Source organism: Luteimonas rhizosphaerae, from assembly GCF_002849595.1.
Lineage (GTDB): Bacteria > Pseudomonadota > Gammaproteobacteria > Xanthomonadales > Xanthomonadaceae > Luteimonas > Luteimonas cellulosilyticus.
This window is the reverse complement of the sequence record NZ_NRQR01000023.1, coordinates 1-14456: the sequence shown is the minus strand read 5'-3', so window position 1 is coordinate 14456 and position 14456 is coordinate 1. Positions and strand designations below refer to the sequence as shown.

Annotated in this window: 16 protein-coding genes; 3 read left to right on the top strand and 13 right to left on the bottom strand. The window is 70.5% G+C overall.

Annotated elements, in window-relative coordinates:
* Nucleotides 1-101: 101 nt before the first annotated feature.
* Nucleotides 102-1520 carry a C4-dicarboxylate transporter DctA gene (dctA, locus tag CJ022_RS11585; protein WP_101926842.1) on the top strand — a complete coding sequence of 473 codons (1419 nt, stop codon included), beginning with the start codon at nt 102-104 and terminating at the stop codon, nt 1518-1520.
* A 324-nt stretch (nt 1521-1844) separates the two neighbouring features.
* Here the strand turns inward: dctA and CJ022_RS11580 are convergent, their stop codons facing one another.
* The 10 genes from CJ022_RS11580 to CJ022_RS11535 form a co-directional block, all read right to left on the bottom strand.
* Nucleotides 1845-2864, bottom strand: a complete 1020-nt coding sequence (locus CJ022_RS11580; RefSeq protein WP_233198736.1) for a tetratricopeptide repeat protein — start codon at nt 2862-2864, stop codon at nt 1845-1847.
* Entirely contained in the window at nt 2864-3310 is a 447-nt protein-coding gene (locus CJ022_RS11575; RefSeq protein WP_101926809.1) for a cytochrome c-type biogenesis protein, read from the bottom strand. The genes CJ022_RS11580 and CJ022_RS11575 overlap by 1 nt, the downstream gene beginning before the upstream one ends.
* The gene (locus tag CJ022_RS11570; RefSeq protein WP_101926808.1) at nt 3307-3891 is read right to left on the bottom strand and encodes a DsbE family thiol:disulfide interchange protein; all 585 of its coding nucleotides are present in this window, start codon (nt 3889-3891) and stop codon (nt 3307-3309) included. The genes CJ022_RS11575 and CJ022_RS11570 overlap by 4 nt, the downstream gene beginning before the upstream one ends.
* Nucleotides 3888-5825 (bottom strand): heme lyase CcmF/NrfE family subunit, encoded by a 1938-nt coding sequence (locus tag CJ022_RS11565; RefSeq protein ID WP_101926807.1) that lies wholly within the window; start codon nt 5823-5825, stop codon nt 3888-3890. The genes CJ022_RS11570 and CJ022_RS11565 overlap by 4 nt, the downstream gene beginning before the upstream one ends.
* Before the next feature lie 48 nt (nt 5826-5873).
* Nucleotides 5874-6359: a cytochrome c maturation protein CcmE gene (gene ccmE, locus CJ022_RS11560; RefSeq protein ID WP_101926806.1), complete on the bottom strand. Its 486-nt coding sequence runs from the start codon at nt 6357-6359 to the stop codon at nt 5874-5876.
* Nucleotides 6356-6532: a heme exporter protein CcmD gene (gene ccmD, locus CJ022_RS11555; protein WP_101926805.1), complete on the bottom strand. Its 177-nt coding sequence runs from the start codon at nt 6530-6532 to the stop codon at nt 6356-6358. Before ccmD ends, ccmE begins: the two co-directional genes overlap by 4 nt.
* Entirely contained in the window at nt 6529-7293 is a 765-nt protein-coding gene (gene ccmC, locus CJ022_RS11550) for a heme ABC transporter permease CcmC (RefSeq protein WP_101926804.1), read from the bottom strand. Before ccmC ends, ccmD begins: the two co-directional genes overlap by 4 nt.
* 103 nt (nt 7294-7396) lie before the next feature.
* Nucleotides 7397-8095, bottom strand: a complete 699-nt coding sequence (gene ccmB / locus CJ022_RS11545) for a heme exporter protein CcmB (protein ID WP_101926803.1) — start codon at nt 8093-8095, stop codon at nt 7397-7399.
* Complete coding sequence (gene ccmA, locus CJ022_RS11540) at nt 8092-8733, bottom strand: heme ABC exporter ATP-binding protein CcmA (RefSeq protein ID WP_101926802.1); 642 nt, start codon at nt 8731-8733, stop codon at nt 8092-8094. Before ccmA ends, ccmB begins: the two co-directional genes overlap by 4 nt.
* Before the next feature lie 36 nt (nt 8734-8769).
* Complete coding sequence (locus CJ022_RS11535) at nt 8770-9255, bottom strand: DUF3293 domain-containing protein (RefSeq protein WP_101926801.1); 486 nt, start codon at nt 9253-9255, stop codon at nt 8770-8772.
* 73 nt (nt 9256-9328) lie between these two features.
* Between CJ022_RS11535 and CJ022_RS11530 the strand changes: the two genes are divergently transcribed.
* Complete coding sequence (locus tag CJ022_RS11530; RefSeq protein ID WP_101926800.1) at nt 9329-10474, top strand: pyridoxal phosphate-dependent aminotransferase; 1146 nt, start codon at nt 9329-9331, stop codon at nt 10472-10474.
* Nucleotides 10475-10729: 255 nt separating this feature from the next.
* On the opposite strand, the gene CJ022_RS11525 is transcribed toward CJ022_RS11530, so the two are convergent.
* Nucleotides 10730-11257, bottom strand: a complete 528-nt coding sequence (locus tag CJ022_RS11525) for a copper chaperone PCu(A)C (protein WP_101926799.1) — start codon at nt 11255-11257, stop codon at nt 10730-10732.
* Nucleotides 11258-11485: 228 nt separating this feature from the next.
* Here CJ022_RS11525 and CJ022_RS11520 point away from each other — a divergent pair, with 228 nt between their 5' ends.
* Complete coding sequence (locus CJ022_RS11520; protein WP_199171528.1) at nt 11486-12073, top strand: SCO family protein; 588 nt, start codon at nt 11486-11488, stop codon at nt 12071-12073.
* A 213-nt stretch (nt 12074-12286) separates the two neighbouring features.
* Here the strand turns inward: CJ022_RS11520 and tsf are convergent, their stop codons facing one another.
* Both tsf and rpsB read right to left on the bottom strand, forming a co-directional pair.
* Nucleotides 12287-13165, bottom strand: a complete 879-nt coding sequence (gene tsf, locus CJ022_RS11515) for a translation elongation factor Ts (protein WP_101926797.1) — start codon at nt 13163-13165, stop codon at nt 12287-12289.
* Between the two features lie 165 nt (nt 13166-13330).
* The gene (gene rpsB / locus CJ022_RS11510; RefSeq protein WP_101926796.1) at nt 13331-14176 is read right to left on the bottom strand and encodes a 30S ribosomal protein S2; all 846 of its coding nucleotides are present in this window, start codon (nt 14174-14176) and stop codon (nt 13331-13333) included.
* Nucleotides 14177-14456: the final 280 nt, after the last annotated feature.

Below are 14456 nucleotides of genomic sequence, written 5' to 3'. Positions count from 1 at the left end.
ACCGTGCTCGCCACCGCCCACGCGCGCGACGCCGGGCATCCGGGCCGATCTAGTCCCATTGGATGAGCGCGCCGCCGCGGCGCTTCTGGCAGGCTGAGGCCATGCAGACCGATACGCACCCCGACACACCCGTCAACGCCCCGACGCCCGGACCCGCCGCACCGCGCAAGCGGTTCTGGCAGCACCTGTACTTCTGGGTGCTGGTCGGCATCGCGACCGGCATCGTCATCGGCCTCGCCGCGCCGCAGGTCGGTGCGCAGATGAAGTGGCTGGCGGATCTCTTCATCAAGCTGGTCAAGGTGGTCATCGCGCCGACGATCTTCGCCACCGTCGCGGTCGGCATCGCCGGACTCGGCAACCTGGCCAAGGCCGGCGGCCTGGCGCTCAAGACCGTCGTCTACTTCAACGTCACGACCGTGTTCGCGCTGGGCATCGGCCTGGTGGTCATCAACGTGCTGGGCCCGGGCCGCAGCCTCGGGCTGGACATGGCGACCTTCGACGCCTCCGCGGCGGAAGGCACCCTGGCGAGCGCGGGTGCCGCTGCCGGGGAAGGGCTGACCGGCTTCCTCCTCCACCTGGTGCCGACCTCGTTTCTCGGCGCCTTCGTCGATGGCCAGCTGATCCAGGTGCTGGTGATGGCGATCCTCGTCGCCTGCGCGATCTCGATGCTCGGCGAACGCGGCAAGCCCGCGGTCGCGGCGCTCGACACGGTGGCGCAGGTGATGTTCGGCGTCATCAAGATCGTCATGTGGTTCGCGCCGCTCGGCGCGATGGGCGGCATGGCCTTCACCATCGGCGAGTACGGCGGCGCGATCCTCGGCTCGCTGGGCTACTTCATGCTGAGCTTCTGGCTGACCTGCCTGCTGTTCCTGTTCCTGGTGCTGGGGCCGATCTGCTGGTGGTCGGGCTTCAATGTCTTCAAGTACCTGCGCATGATCCGCGACGAGCTGCTGATCGTGCTCGGCACCTCGTCGTCGGAAACCGTGCTGCCGCGGATGCTGGCCAAACTCGAGGGCGCCGGCGTGCCGAAGTCCGTCGTCGGCCTGACGATCCCGACCGGCTATTCGTTCAATCTCGACGGCACGGCGATCTACATGGCGATGGGCGCGATCTTCATCGCCCAGGCCTTCGGCATCGAAGTGCCCATCGGCACCCAGATCGCGCTGCTGGTCTTCATGCTGATCTCGTCGAACGGCGCGGCCGGCGTGTCGGGGGCGGGCCTGGTGACGCTGGCGGCGTCGCTGGCGGCCTTCGAGAGCGTGATTCCGCTGGCCGGCATCGCGCTGATCGTCGGCATCGACCGCTTCATGTCGGAAGGCCGTGCGCTGACCAATCTCGCCGGCAATGGCATCGGCACGCTGGTCGTGGCGCGCTGGACCGGCCAGCTTGATCGCGCGCGCCTGGCCGAAGTGCTCGACGATCCCTCCCTGCTACGGCGACGGCGCCCGACGTCGTGGTCGAGTCGCCTCGCGCCTGACCGCAGGCAAGGTGCGGGGCGCAGATCGCCCAGGTCGCGATGAGCGACGAAGACTGGTGGCTGACGGCGACGCATCCCGCGCTCCGGCGGCTCGCCGGATCAGGCGAGGCGTCGAGCCTGCGGCGCGTGCAGGAGCCATCGACCGGCTCGGCCGGTTCCGATCATCGGCAGGGCGACGGCGCGTATCGACCGCGACACGGGTCGTGCCGGACATCGGAGGCGAGGCTCGTGTCGCGCCTTCTCCGTGGCCGACAGCCGACAGCGTCAGGACTCTGCACGTGGCGGGTCGTGCTTGCGGACCTCCAGCGCGCGCGTCGTCGCACGCTTCGCAGCACACCCGCCACGACATATCGGAATCGCCGGCCCGTCAGTCCCCGGCGCCGATCACCAGATCGACCGGCGTCGACGCCGGCAGCGTCACGCGCACCGGCGCGGACTCCAGATCGCCTGCCTGACGGCTCGCATCGCCGCTGGCCGACAGGCGGGCGAACACCTCGACCTCGTCGAGTGCCGACAGCACCTGGGTCGGCATCGGGCTGTCGCCATCGCCGAGCCGGAGGTCCAGCGGCAGATCCTGCAGCCGATGCTTCTGCACCGCGACCGGCATCGGCGGGCCGCCCGGCACACGGGCGATGACGAAGACGCTGGTCTCGCCGGGCAGGCGCACGCGCGCAGCGAAGTCGGGATCGAGCGCGACGCGCACGCTGATCGCATGCGCGCCGGCCTCCGTCGGCGATGCGGCCGGCGCCGCCGCGGGCAGGGGCGGCAGTCCGGCGGCGGCGCGCGCCACGTCGATCTGCTCGCGCAGCGTGACCGCCAGCGTGCCGTCGAGCTGGGTCAGCAGCGGCGCCCAGGTCTCGGCGGCGCCGGCGTTGTCGCCGGCCTGGCGCTGGGCGATGCCGAGATACCAGCGCGCGTGCTGCTGCGCCGGGTTGCGCGCCAGCACCTCGCGCAGGGTCGTCACCGCGACGTCGTCGAAGCGACGCGCCGGATCGGCATCGGCGCGCGCCTGGGCGTATTCGACCTGCACGCTGTCCTCGTCGGGCAGCAACTGCGCGGCGCGCTCGATCGCCTGCAGCGCCTTGTCGGGCTGGCGCATGTCGGCGTAGGCGCGGCCGAGCAGCAGCCAGCCTTCGGGCTGCCGCGGATCGCGTGCGAGATCGCGCTCCAGTTGCGCCACCGCGTCGGCGAGCGATTCGGGCGCCTGCAGTTCGTCGGGATCGAGCGCGGCCGGCGTGCCGACCAGCACGTAGAGACCGGCCACCAGCACCGGCACCGCGAAGGCGATGCCGAGCATCGCGCCCGATGCACCGCGTCGCAGTGCCCAGACCAGCGCGGTCGTCGTGACCAGCGTCATCAGCACCGCGATTGCGACGAACAGCGGCATCACCACTCCTGGGTCTCGTCGACGGGCACCGGATCGGCGCCGCGGTTGCGCGTGCGCACGATGCGCCAGATCACGCCGCCGCCGATTGCGATCAGCAGCAGCGGGCCGAACCACAGCAGCCAGGTACGCGGATCGATGCGCGGCTTGTAGAGCACGAAGTCGCCGTAGCGCGCGACCAGGTGGTCCTTGATCTGGGCATCGTCGAGGTCGCGCCGCATCAGCGTCAGCACTTCGCGGCGCAGGTCGTGGGCGATCTGCGCGTTCGAATCCGCCAGCGACTGGTTCTGGCACATCACGCAGCGCAGTTCGGCCACGAGCGCGTGGAAGCGTGTTTCCTCCGCGGCGCTGTCGAAGACGAGCGGCGCGGCGTCGACCGCGACCTGGGCCTGCGCGGTGGCGGGCCAGGCGCACCACAGCAGCAGGGCGAGCAGGGCGGCGCGGATCATCGCGACCCTGCCTGCGCCGCGGGCGCGATCCGGTCGAGCAGGGGCAGCAGCTGTTCGCGCACGGTCGCGTCGGTCATCGGCCCGACGTGCTTCCAGACGATGGTGCCACCGGCATCGACGAGAAAGGTTTCCGGCGCGCCGTAGATGCCCCAGTCGATCGCGTAGCGGCCGTCGTAGTCCGCCAGCACCAGCGTATAGGGATTGCCGAACTGTTCGAGCCAGCGCGTGGCATCGCCGGGCTCGTCCTTCCAGTTGTAGCCGATCACGCGGACGCGCCCGGTCTCGGCGACGCGGGTGACGACCGCATGTTCCTCGCGGCAGCCCGGACACCAGCTGCCCCAGACATTCAGCAGATACGGTTCGCCACGCAGCGAGTCGGACGCGATCCGCTGCGCCGGTGCGCCGAGCACGGGAAGATCGAATGCGGGCGCCGGCTTGCCGATCAGCGGCGACGGCAGGGCATCGCGGTCGGGATTCCGGCTCAGCCAGACGCCCGCGGCGAGCAGGGCGATCAGTGCGCCGAAGGCCAGCAACGGCAGCCAGCGGCCGAGCGACCGGTGTGTCGTGACCGGCGCCGTCATGCGGGGGCTCCGGTGACGGGCCGCGGCCGGCGGAAGCGCCGGTCGGTCGCGGCGACGAAGCCGCCGAGCGCCATCAGGAAGGCGCCCGCCCAGACCCAGCGGACGAAGGGTTTGATGTGCACGCGGACCGCCCACGCGCCATCGCCGAGTGGTTCACCCAGCGCGACGTAGACGTCACGGCCCACGCCCGGCCGGATTGCGGTTTCGGTCATGACCTGGCCGCCGCTGGCGTAGGCGCGCTTCTCCGGATGCAGGGTCGCGACGAGCCGGTCGTCGCGCAGCAGCCGCACGGTGCCGCGATCGGACGTGTAGTTCGGACCTTCGTGGTGGGCGACGCCGTCGAGATGGAAGCTGTCGCGGCCGATCGTCAGCGACTGGCCGGGCGCCAGGGCGACTTCGCGCTGGATGTTCAGCGCCTCGACCAGCAAGGCGCCGACCAGGAATACGGCGATGCCGAAGTGGGCGAGCGACATGCCCAGCATCTCGGCGGTGAACCGCGCGCCTTTGGACTGTGCGCGGAAGCGGCTCCAGACGAAGCGCAGCGTGCCCGCCGCGACCCAGCCGGCGCCGGCCAGGCCCATCGCCACCTTCCACGCGCCCTGCGGCGCGAAGAAGAAGCCGGCGAGGCCCAGTCCGATCGCCAGTCCCGCCCAGGGCAGCAGCAGGCGCACCGGCCGCGCGACGTCCTCGTTCTGCCAGCGCGTCAGCGGGCCGAACGGCAGCAGCAGCACCAGCGGCGCCATCAGCAGCACGAACAGCAGCGAGAAATACGGCGGGCCGACCGAGATCTTGCCCAGGTCCAGCGCGTCGGCCAGCAGCGGATACAGCGTGCCCAGCAACACCATCGCGCAGGCCGCGACCAGCAACAGGTTGTTGGCCAGCAGCAGGGTTTCGCGCGAGGCCGCGGTGAACGGCTTGCCGTCGCGGCCATCCGGTGCGCGCAGCGCGTAGAGCAGCAGCGAGCCGCCGACGATGATGCCGAGGAACACGAGGATGAAGAGGCCGCGCGCGGGATCCGCGGCGAAGCTGTGCACGCTGGTCAATACGCCCGAGCGCACCAGGAACGCGCCCAGCAGCGACAGCGAGAACGTCGCGATCGCCAGCAGCAGGGTCCAGCCGTGGAAGCTGCCGCGTTTCTCGGTGACCGCCTGCGAATGCAGCAGCGCCGCGCCGGCGAGCCACGGCATGAAGCTGGCGTTCTCCACCGGATCCCAGAACCACCAGCCGCCCCAGCCCAGTTCGTAGTAGGCCCACCACGAGCCCAGCGCGATGCCCAGCGTCAGGAACGCCCAGGCGACGTTGGTCCACGGCCGCGTCCAGCGCAGCCAGTGCGCATCGACCTTGCCGTCGAGCAGCGCCGCGATCGCGAATGCGAACGGCACCACGAAGCCCGAGTAGCCGATGTAGAGCATCGGCGGATGGATGATCATCCCCGGGTCCTGCAGCAGCGGATTGAGATCGCGGCCTTCGAGCGGCATCGGCAGGATGCGTTCGAACGGATTGCTGGTGAAGATCAGGAACGCGAGGAAGCCGAGGCAGACCGCGCCCATGATGCCGAGCACGCGCGCGAGCACCACGTCCGGCAGGCCGCGCGAGAACCAGGCGACGGCCGCGTTCCAGCTCGCGAGCACGAACACCCACAGCAGCAGCGAGCCCTCGTGGCCGCCCCAGACCGCGGTGTAGCGGTAGACCATCGGCAGCAGCGAGTTGGAGTTCTCGGCGACGTAGCGCACCGAGAAATCCTGCTGCACGAACGACGCGGTCAGGATCGCCCAGGCGACGAACATCAGCGCCCACTGCGCGTAGGCCGTCGGCCGCGCGCTGGCGATCCACGGGGCGATGCCGCGGTGCGCGCCCAGCAGTGGCAGCAGAGTCTGCAGGAACGCCGCGACCAGCGCCAGCAGCAGGGCGATCTGGCCGACTTCAGGCAGCATCGCGGTCCACCGGTCGCAGGCCCGCCGTCATCGCACGCGACGATGCCGTCACTGCGCGCGTTCCGCGTCGGCCGGCGTCTCGATGCCGTGCTTCTCGTGCGCGAGGCCCATCTTGTCGGCGACTTCCTTCGGCACGTAGGTCTCGTCGTGCTTGGCCAGGACCTGCTCGGCAACGAATACGCCGTCGGCGTTCATGCGGCCGGTGGCGACGACGGCCTGGTTCTCGCGGAACAGGTCCGGGAGGATGCCGGTGTAGCTGACCGGCAGTTCCGCGTCGCCGTCGGTGACCCGGAAGCGCGCTTCCATCGAGCCGCTGGCGCGGCTGAAGGAGCCGTCCGAGACCATGCCGCCGAGCCGGAACCGCGCGTCGCCCGACGCGACCGACGGGCCGGCGCTGCCGCCGAGGATTTCGTTCGGCGTGTACAGATAGGCGACGTTGCGCTGCAGCGCGAACGCGATCAGCGTGGCCGACAGCGCCGACGCCGCAACCAGCGCGACGACGAACCACATGCGGCGGCGGCGGATAGGGTTCATCGGGTCAACTCCTGATCGGGGGCGGGCGCGGCGGCAGGCGCGCGGCGGCGCGCCGCCAGCAACCGCGCGGCGCGCAGGCTGTGGGCGATGCCGATGCGCGGCGCGACGAAATCCCACACCAGCACGACGACGAATACCGCGTAGGCGGCGATCACGTATTCCAGATAGCTCATGCGCGTGCTCCCGGCGCAGGCGGCTCGACCAGCTGGCGCACCCAGTCCTTGCCGGCTTCGCGCCGCAGGTTGTCGGCGCGCGCACGCGTCAGCAGCGAGCCGACGAACCAGCACTTGGTCGCGACCAGCATCCACAGCAGCGGGCCGACCATGCTGCCGTCGATCGTCGATTCGCCGAACACGCGAATGGTCTGGCCCTGGTGCAGCGAATCCCACCACACCACCGAGTAGCGGATGACCGGCAGCAGCACCACGCCGACCAGCGCCAGCAGCGACGCCGCGCGCGCGGCGGTACGGCGGTCGTCGATCGCGTGGTACAGGCCGATGATGCCGAGATACATGAACAGCAGGATCAGTTCACTGGTCAGGCGCGGGTCCCAGTCCCACCACGTGCCCCACATCGGCTTGCCCCAGATGGAACCGGTCGCCAGCGTGATGACCGTGAACGCGGCGCCGATCGGCGCGCAGGCCATCGCCAGGATCTCGCACAGCTTGATGCGCCAGATCAGCGCGATCGCCGCGTAGACCGCCATCGCGGCGAACACCGCAAGACTCATCCAGGCGCTGGGCACGTGGATGTAGAGGATGCGGAAACTGTCGCCCTGCTGGTAGTCGGCCGGGACCACGAACAGCGCGCCGTACAGGCCCCAAGCCATCGTCGCCAGCGCCAGTCCGTACGCCCACGGCGCCCAGCGCCGCGCGAAGCGGTCGAAGGTGGGCGGTGAGCCGAGTTGATGGAACCAGCGGACGATGGGATGCATGCAGGGACGGTGGCTGGCGACGGATGCCGGAGCAGGTGTCGCGGGCGGGCGCGTTCATCACGCGTCGTTCGGCCGGAAGCTCCGTGCGCCCGGCGCGGGCGGATCAGTGCATCGCGATGCGGATCGCAGCCGCCGCCGCAACGGGGGCCAGGACCAGCGCGGCGACGAGGCCGGCGCCCAGCAGCAGCAAGCCGCCTGCGGGATCGTGCCCCTGTGCCGCGATCGCGACGCTGCCGGCACCGAACACCAGCACCGGGACGTACAGGGGCAGGGCCAGAAGCGCCAACAGGATACCGGAACGGCGCATGCCGATGGTCAGCGCGGCCACGACCGCGCCGAGCAGGCTCAGCAGCGGCGTGCCGAGTGCCAGCCCGGCCAGCAGCACCGGCAACTGCGCGCGCGGCAGGTGCAGCAGTTCGGCCAGCAGCGGCGTGGCGACGAGCAGCGGCAGTGTCGTCGTCGCCCAGTGCACCAGGGTGCGCACGGCCACCAGCCAGGCCAGCGGTACCGGCGCGAGCATCCACTGCTCCAGCGAGCCGTCGTCGGCGTCGCCGCGGAACAGCGTGTCGAGCGCCAGCAGGCCCGACAGCAGCGCCGCGACCCACAGCACGCCGGGCGCGACCCGCGCGAGCATCGCCGGGTCGTTGCCCAGCGCCAGCGCGAACAGCACGACCACCAGCAGCGCGAACAGCGCCGGCTGGAACGCATCGCCGCGGCGCCGCCACAGCAGCCGCAGGTCGCGCGCGAGCAGGGCGCGCGCAGTGCCGGTCAGGGACGGCACGACCGCGTGCGACGCCTTCACGCCAGGCGCTCCAGGACCAGCTCGCGCGTGCGCACCGGCGGCGCGGCGTAGGCGCCGTGCGTGGTCACCAGCGCCGCGCCGCCGTCGTCGAGCTGGGCGCGGACCATGCGGTTGACCAGTTCGATGCCCTGCAGGTCGAGGTTGGCGTAGGGCTCGTCGAGCAGCCACAGCGACGCCGGCGACAGCCATAGCCGTGCCAGCGACAGGCGCTTCTTCTGGCCGGCCGACATCTGCCGCACCGGCAGCCGTGCATGCCCGGCGAGGCCGACGACCGCCAGGGCGCTGTCGAGGGTCTGGCTGGCGCGCTGGCCGTGCAGCTGCGCAGTGAAGGCGAGGTTCTCGATCGCATCGAGATCCGCCTTCAGTCCCGGCAGGTGGCCGAGATACGCCATCGTGCCGCCGCGCATCGCACGCGCGACCGGAATGCCGTCGATTTCGACCGTGCCCGCGTCGGCGTCCAGCAGGCCCGCCAGTACGCGCAGCAGCGTGGTCTTGCCGGCGCCGTTGTCGCCGCGGACCAGCAGCGCCTCACCGGGCGCGACGGCGAAGTCGAGCGGTCCGAACACGGCACGCTCGTCGCGCGAGAAACGCAGCGCGCGGGCAGCGAGCAGGGGCGGGCGTGCAGCGACAGGAGGCATGGGCCGGAGATCCGACCGGGAGCGGCCGTCGGGCGGCTATCTTAACCAGTCGACATGCTGGTCGCCTTCGAGTCCCGGCGGCCGTGCCGCATCGATCCGCAGACGCACGGCCTGGTCGGGCTGCCACCACAGGGTGCCGAGCTGGCCGTAGTTGCGGCCCAGCGCGTCGAAGCTGTCGACGGGCATGCCGAACACGATCCAGCTCGGCTCCCGCCAGCTGCGGTCGGAAGCGCTGGCGAACGCGGGGATGTGGGGCAGACCGGTCGCGACGAGGCTCTGCTCGAGCAGGCGGTCGGCGCGGCGGTTCTCGACGCCGGACTTCATCACCGACAGCGGGTTCCACGCCGACACCAGGCCGAACGAGGTCGCTTCCGGGTACCGCAGGTCGAGGCCGGGCGTCGGCAGGCCGATGATGATGTCGTGCCAGTCGCCGCGGTACTGCCAGCGGTAGCGCGCCGCCAGGTAGGCGTGCAGCAGCTCGAGCAGGCGCGTTTCGTCGATGGCTGGATCAGGCGTCGTCATGGCGGCGGTTTATCCCGTGTGCCCGGGTCCGTAGACTCGGCATCCCCACAGTCTCTGTAACGGAAACCCGTCCATGATCCGGACCAAACTGCCCAAGGTCGGCACCACGATCTTTAGCGTGATGTCGCAGCTGGCCAGCGAACATGGCGCCGTCAACCTGGGCCAGGGTTTCCCGGATTTCGATGTGCCCCGGCCGCTGGTCGACGGACTCGCCGATGCGATGCGCGCCGGGCACAACCAGTATGCGCCGATGACCGGCATCGCGACTTTGCGAGAAGCCATCGCAAGCAAGACGGAACGTGTCTACGGTCACAGACCGGATGCAGAGACCGAAATCACCGTCACCAGCGGCGCGACGGAAGCCCTGTTCAATGCGATCCACGCCGTCGTCCGCGCCGGCGAGGAAGTGATCGTGCTCGATCCCGCATACGACAGTTACGAGCCGGCGATCGAGCTGGCCGGTGCGGTCGCGGTGCACGTGCCGCTGGATCCGCGCAGCTTCGCCGTCGACTGGCAGCGCGTGCGCGATGCGATCACGCCGAAGACGCGGATGCTGATCGTCAACAGCCCGCACAACCCGTCGGGCGCGATGTTCGGCGCGGCCGACATCGCCGCGCTGACCGACCTGCTGCAGGACACCGGCATCGCGCTGCTGTCGGACGAGGTCTACGAACACATCGTCTTCGACGGCGCGCGCCACGAGTCGATCCTGCGCCATCCCGAACTGCGCGCGCGCGCGTTCGTCGTCTCGAGTTTCGGCAAGACCTACCACTGCACCGGTTGGAAGCTCGGCTACTGCATCGCGCCGCCGGCGCTGAGCGCGGAATTCCGCAAGGTCCACCAGTACAACGTGTTCTGCACCTTCGCGCCCGCCCAGCACGCGTTCGCGGCGATGCTGCGCGACCATCCGGAGCACTACGAGCAGCTCGGCGCGTTCTACCAGGCCAAGCGCGATGCGTTCGCCGCCCAGCTCGCGACCACGCGCCTGGTGCCGCTGCCGGTGCCGGGCGGCTATTTCCAGCTGGTCGACTATTCGGCCGTCAGCGATCTCGACGACGCCGCGTTCTGCCGCTGGCTGACGATCGAGAAGGGCGTCGCGGCGATTCCGCTGTCGCCGTTCTACGACGCGCCGCCGCCCGGCCAGCGCCTGGCGCGTCTGTGCTTCGCGAAGAATGACGCGACGCTCGACGCGGCGATCGCGCGGCTGCAGGCGCTCTGAGCGGCGCGCGGCGGCGTCAGCGCGGCGTGGCGTGATTCGTCATCCGCGCATCGCGTGTGCCGGAGCATGCGGCCAGTTGCAAGGCTGATCGGGTCAATCCGCGGCGCCCATTCCAGATGCGGTGACGACGACGGGGCGGCCCGTTCTGTCACGGGCCTTCCCGCAACGCGATCGCGACGCCGGAAGCACGCGCGTCGTTGCAGCCGCCGGATCGCGTCCAGGGCGTGCGGTTGCGACGTGCCGCAGCGACCCGCGTCAGTGGGCGGAATGCGGCGCTTCGCCGGACATCGGCCGGACCTCGAACGTGACCGTCATCGGCGCGGCGTGTTCGAAGGTCAAGGTCGCCGGGAACGTCGCGCCGGGTTCCAGCGGCTGCTGCGGATCGAGCAGCATCAGGTGGTTGCCACCCGGCGCGAGGGCGGTGGCCGCGCCTGCGGGCAGGGGCACGCCGTCGGGCAGTTCGCGCATCCGCATCATGCCGTTGTCCATCTGCATCTCGTGCATCTCGACGCGCCCGGCCGCCGCCGTTTCCACGGACACCAGGCGGTCGTCGGTCGCGCCCGCGTTGTGCAGCGTCAGATAGCCGCCCGCAACGGCCGCGGTCGGCGGTGGCTGGCGGATCCACGCGTCGGACACCGTGATCGCCTCGCCGGCGGCTGCGCTGCCGGTCGCAGCCGCGGCCGGTTCGTCCGCGGGCGCGCAGGCGGCGAGGACCAGGCCGGCGAGCAGGGACAGGGTGAGGCGCGCGGCGCGCGGGGCGCGGACGGCGAGGCGGGTCGACATGCGGGAGTCTCCATCGGCTGGGCGCGGCACACGCCGGCGCGCGTCCCGGGACGGGCGATGATACCGGCGCCACGGCGGCGTTCCGGATGCTGCGACAAAATGCCGCAGCGCATCGACTGGGGGGCGACAGTGCGGCGGCGTAGAATCGGGGCCCTGCGGCGGCCTGCCACGGCCGGCGGCGCCCGCGGTGCTGCTGCCCGCCATTCCCCTGACTCCCGGACTTCCGTCGTGCGCGCCCGTCTCCCGTCGATTCTGGTCCTGAGCCTGCTGCTCGCCGCCTGCGGCGCGCGCGACGACGGGCCCTTCCATGGAGTCGACCTGTCGGACGCGTCCTACGGCCGCAGTCTCGTGCTGACCGATACCGATGGCGCGCCGCGCACGCTGGCCGATTTCAGCGGCCGCTACGTGCTGCTGTCATTCGGCTATACGCATTGCCCGGAGGTCTGCCCGACCAGCCTGCTGAAAGCGGCGCAGGTCCGGCGCGCGCTCGGCGACGACGGCGACCGGCTGCAGGTGGTGTTCGTGACCGTCGACCCGGAGCGCGACACCGCCGACATCCTGCGCGACTACGTCGGCGCCTTCGATCCCGGCTTCGTCGCCCTGCGCGGTGACGACGCGGCCACGCGCCGCGCGGCCAACAGCTTCCGCGTGACCTACCGCAAGGTGCCGACGGCGTCGTCGTATGCGATGGACCACACGATGGTGAATTACCTGGTCGGCCCCGACGGGCGCCTGCGGCTCGCGTTCCAGTACGACCAGCCGCGCGAGGAGATGATCGAGGACATCCGCCTGGTCATGCAGCGCGACGCGGGGTGAGGCGAGGGCTCGGGCGCGCGCGCCAGCTGATTCTGCAGGCGCGCCGCGCCCGCGCGCTCATGTGTGGCGGGCATGCGCATGCACCCGTCGCGCAAGAGCGCGCGCCCGCAGGTGGCGTCCGCGCCACGCGTCGATCACGCGTGGCGCCCGGTCCGCACCCATGAAAAAGGGCCGCTCGCGCGGCCCTCTCTCCTCACACGATCCGGCGATGGATCAGGCCAGGCCGGCCTGCTTCATCACTTCGGCCGCGTAGTCCTCGACGACCTTCTCGATGCCTTCGCCGACGGCGAGGCGCTGGAAGCCGACGACTTCGGCGCCCGCGGCCTTCAGCACGGCTTCGACGGTCTTGTCGGTGTCGAGCACGTAGGGCTGGCCGTACAGCGTGACTTCGCTGACGATCTTGTTGAGCTTGCCGCTGATGATCTTCTCGAGGATGTCGGTCGGCTTCGACTTGTCCTTCTCGGACATCTTGGCCAGTTCGATTTCCTTTTCCTTCTCGACGAACTCGGTCGGCACGTCGGCCGCCTTGTTGTACGGCGGGTTCATCGCGGCGACGTGCATCGCCAGGCCGCGCGCGAGGTCGGCATCGCCGCCCTTGAGCTCGACCAGCACGCCGATGCGGCCGCCGTGCACGTAGGCCGCGACGTTGTTCGCGGTCTCGACGCGGACGAGGCGACGGACCAGCACGTTCTCGCCGACCTTGGCGATGACGGCGGCGCGGGTTTCCTCGACGGTGTCGCCGGCTTCGACCTTGGCGGTCTTCAGCGCGTCGGCATCGGCGGCGTCGGAGGCCAGCGCCGCATGGGCGACGGCGTCGGTGAAGCGCAGGAAGTTGTCGTCCTTGGCCACGAAGTCGGTTTCGGAGTTGATCTCGACCAGCACGGCCTTGCCGTCGCCCTGGGCGGCGGCGATGCGGCCCTCGGCGGCGACGCGGTCGGCCTTCTTGTCGGCCTTGGCCAGGCCCGACTTGCGCAGGGCTTCAGCAGCGGTGTCGATGTCGCCGTTGTTCTCGGAGAGTGCCTTCTTGCACTCCATCATGCCGGCGCCGGTGCGCTCGCGCAGTTCCTTGACCAGGGATGCGGTGATTTCCATGGATGTCCTCGATGTGATGCAGAGATGGCGGGCCGCGGCCCGCCCTCGGGATGGGTGCCGGATGGACGGATCGCCGCCTCCGGACGTCGTGGCGGCCGGATGGCCGGGCCCACGCGCGATCGCCGATGCGGCTGCGCAGTCTCGCGCAGCCGCATGGCAGGCCGATTACTCGGCGGTCTTCTCTTCGCTCGGCGCCGCCGCCGTCTCGGCCTCGGCAGCCGGCTTGTCGTCGGCCGGCTTCTCTTCGGCCTTCTTCGCGGCGGGCTTCCTGGAGCGGCCCTTGTCGCCTTCGCTGAACTCTTCCTCGCGCACGGTCGCGGCCTGCGGCGCGGCAGCCTTGCCTTCCAGCACGGCGTCGGCGGCGGCGCGTGCGTACAGCTGCACGGCACGGATGGCGTCGTCGTTGCCCGGAATCGCGTAGTCGACCAGGGCCGGATCGTAGTTCGTGTCGACGACCGCGATCACCGGAATGCCGAGCTTCTTGGCTTCCTTGATGGCGATGTCTTCATGGCCGATGTCGATGACGAACAGCGCGTCGGGCAGGCGGTTCATGTCCTTGATGCCACCCAGCGAGGCTTCCAGCTTGTCGCGCTCGCGGCGCAGGCCCAGCACTTCGTGCTTGACCAGCTTTTCGAACGTGCCGTCGGTCTCGGCCGCTTCCAGCTCCTTCAGGCGCGACACCGACTTCTTCACCGTGGCGAAGTTGGTCAGCGTGCCGCCCAGCCAGCGCTGGGTCATGAAGGGCATGTTGCAACGCTCGGCTTCTTCCTTGATCGGCTCGCGCGCGCTGCGCTTGGTGCCGATGAACAGGATCATGCCGCGCTTCTGGGCGATGCCCGAGATGAAGTTCATCGCGTCGTTGAACAGCGGAACCGTCTTCTCGAGGTTGATGATGTGGATCTTGCCGCGGGCACCGAAGATGTACGGACCCATCTTCGGGTTCCAGTAGCGCGTCTGGTGGCCGAAATGGACGCCGGCTTCCAGCATCTGGCGCATGGTGATCTGGGGCATTGATGACACTCCTGACAGTGGAACCGGCCGCCACGGTGGTTGATGGGCGGTGCGCCCTTGCGGGTGCGTGGTTCCGGGGTTGGGCCTCCCTGCGGTCTCCGTGGCCAGATCCCGGGTCCTGACGGACCTCGGGACACCCCGGCACGGGCGATGACAGCAGGTGTGTATTTACCGGTGACGCCCGGCATCGGCGTGGCGGGTCGCCCCGCACAGCAGCGGGACTATAGCAGGCCCGTGCCGCCGCCGCGACCGGGCGGGCGGCGGACCGCCGGGCCGCCCG

Coding starts and splice junctions, on each gene's coding strand:
- dctA (WP_101926842.1), top strand. CDS start 102: ATGCAGACCGATACGCACCCCGACACACCCGTCAACGCCCCGACGCCC.
- CJ022_RS11580 (WP_233198736.1), bottom strand. CDS start 2,864: ATGCCGCTGTTCGTCGCAATCGCGGTGCTGATGACGCTGGTCACGACG.
- CJ022_RS11575 (WP_101926809.1), bottom strand. CDS start 3,310: ATGATCCGCGCCGCCCTGCTCGCCCTGCTGCTGTGGTGCGCCTGGCCC.
- CJ022_RS11570 (WP_101926808.1), bottom strand. CDS start 3,891: ATGACGGCGCCGGTCACGACACACCGGTCGCTCGGCCGCTGGCTGCCG.
- CJ022_RS11565 (WP_101926807.1), bottom strand. CDS start 5,825: ATGCTGCCTGAAGTCGGCCAGATCGCCCTGCTGCTGGCGCTGGTCGCG.
- ccmE (WP_101926806.1), bottom strand. CDS start 6,359: ATGAACCCTATCCGCCGCCGCCGCATGTGGTTCGTCGTCGCGCTGGTT.
- ccmD (WP_101926805.1), bottom strand. CDS start 6,532: ATGAGCTATCTGGAATACGTGATCGCCGCCTACGCGGTATTCGTCGTC.
- ccmC (WP_101926804.1), bottom strand. CDS start 7,293: ATGCATCCCATCGTCCGCTGGTTCCATCAACTCGGCTCACCGCCCACC.
- ccmA (WP_101926802.1), bottom strand. CDS start 8,733: ATGCCTCCTGTCGCTGCACGCCCGCCCCTGCTCGCTGCCCGCGCGCTG.
- CJ022_RS11535 (WP_101926801.1), bottom strand. CDS start 9,255: ATGACGACGCCTGATCCAGCCATCGACGAAACGCGCCTGCTCGAGCTG.
- CJ022_RS11530 (WP_101926800.1), top strand. CDS start 9,329: ATGATCCGGACCAAACTGCCCAAGGTCGGCACCACGATCTTTAGCGTG.
- CJ022_RS11525 (WP_101926799.1), bottom strand. CDS start 11,257: ATGTCGACCCGCCTCGCCGTCCGCGCCCCGCGCGCCGCGCGCCTCACC.
- tsf (WP_101926797.1), bottom strand. CDS start 13,165: ATGGAAATCACCGCATCCCTGGTCAAGGAACTGCGCGAGCGCACCGGC.
- rpsB (WP_101926796.1), bottom strand. CDS start 14,176: ATGCCCCAGATCACCATGCGCCAGATGCTGGAAGCCGGCGTCCATTTC.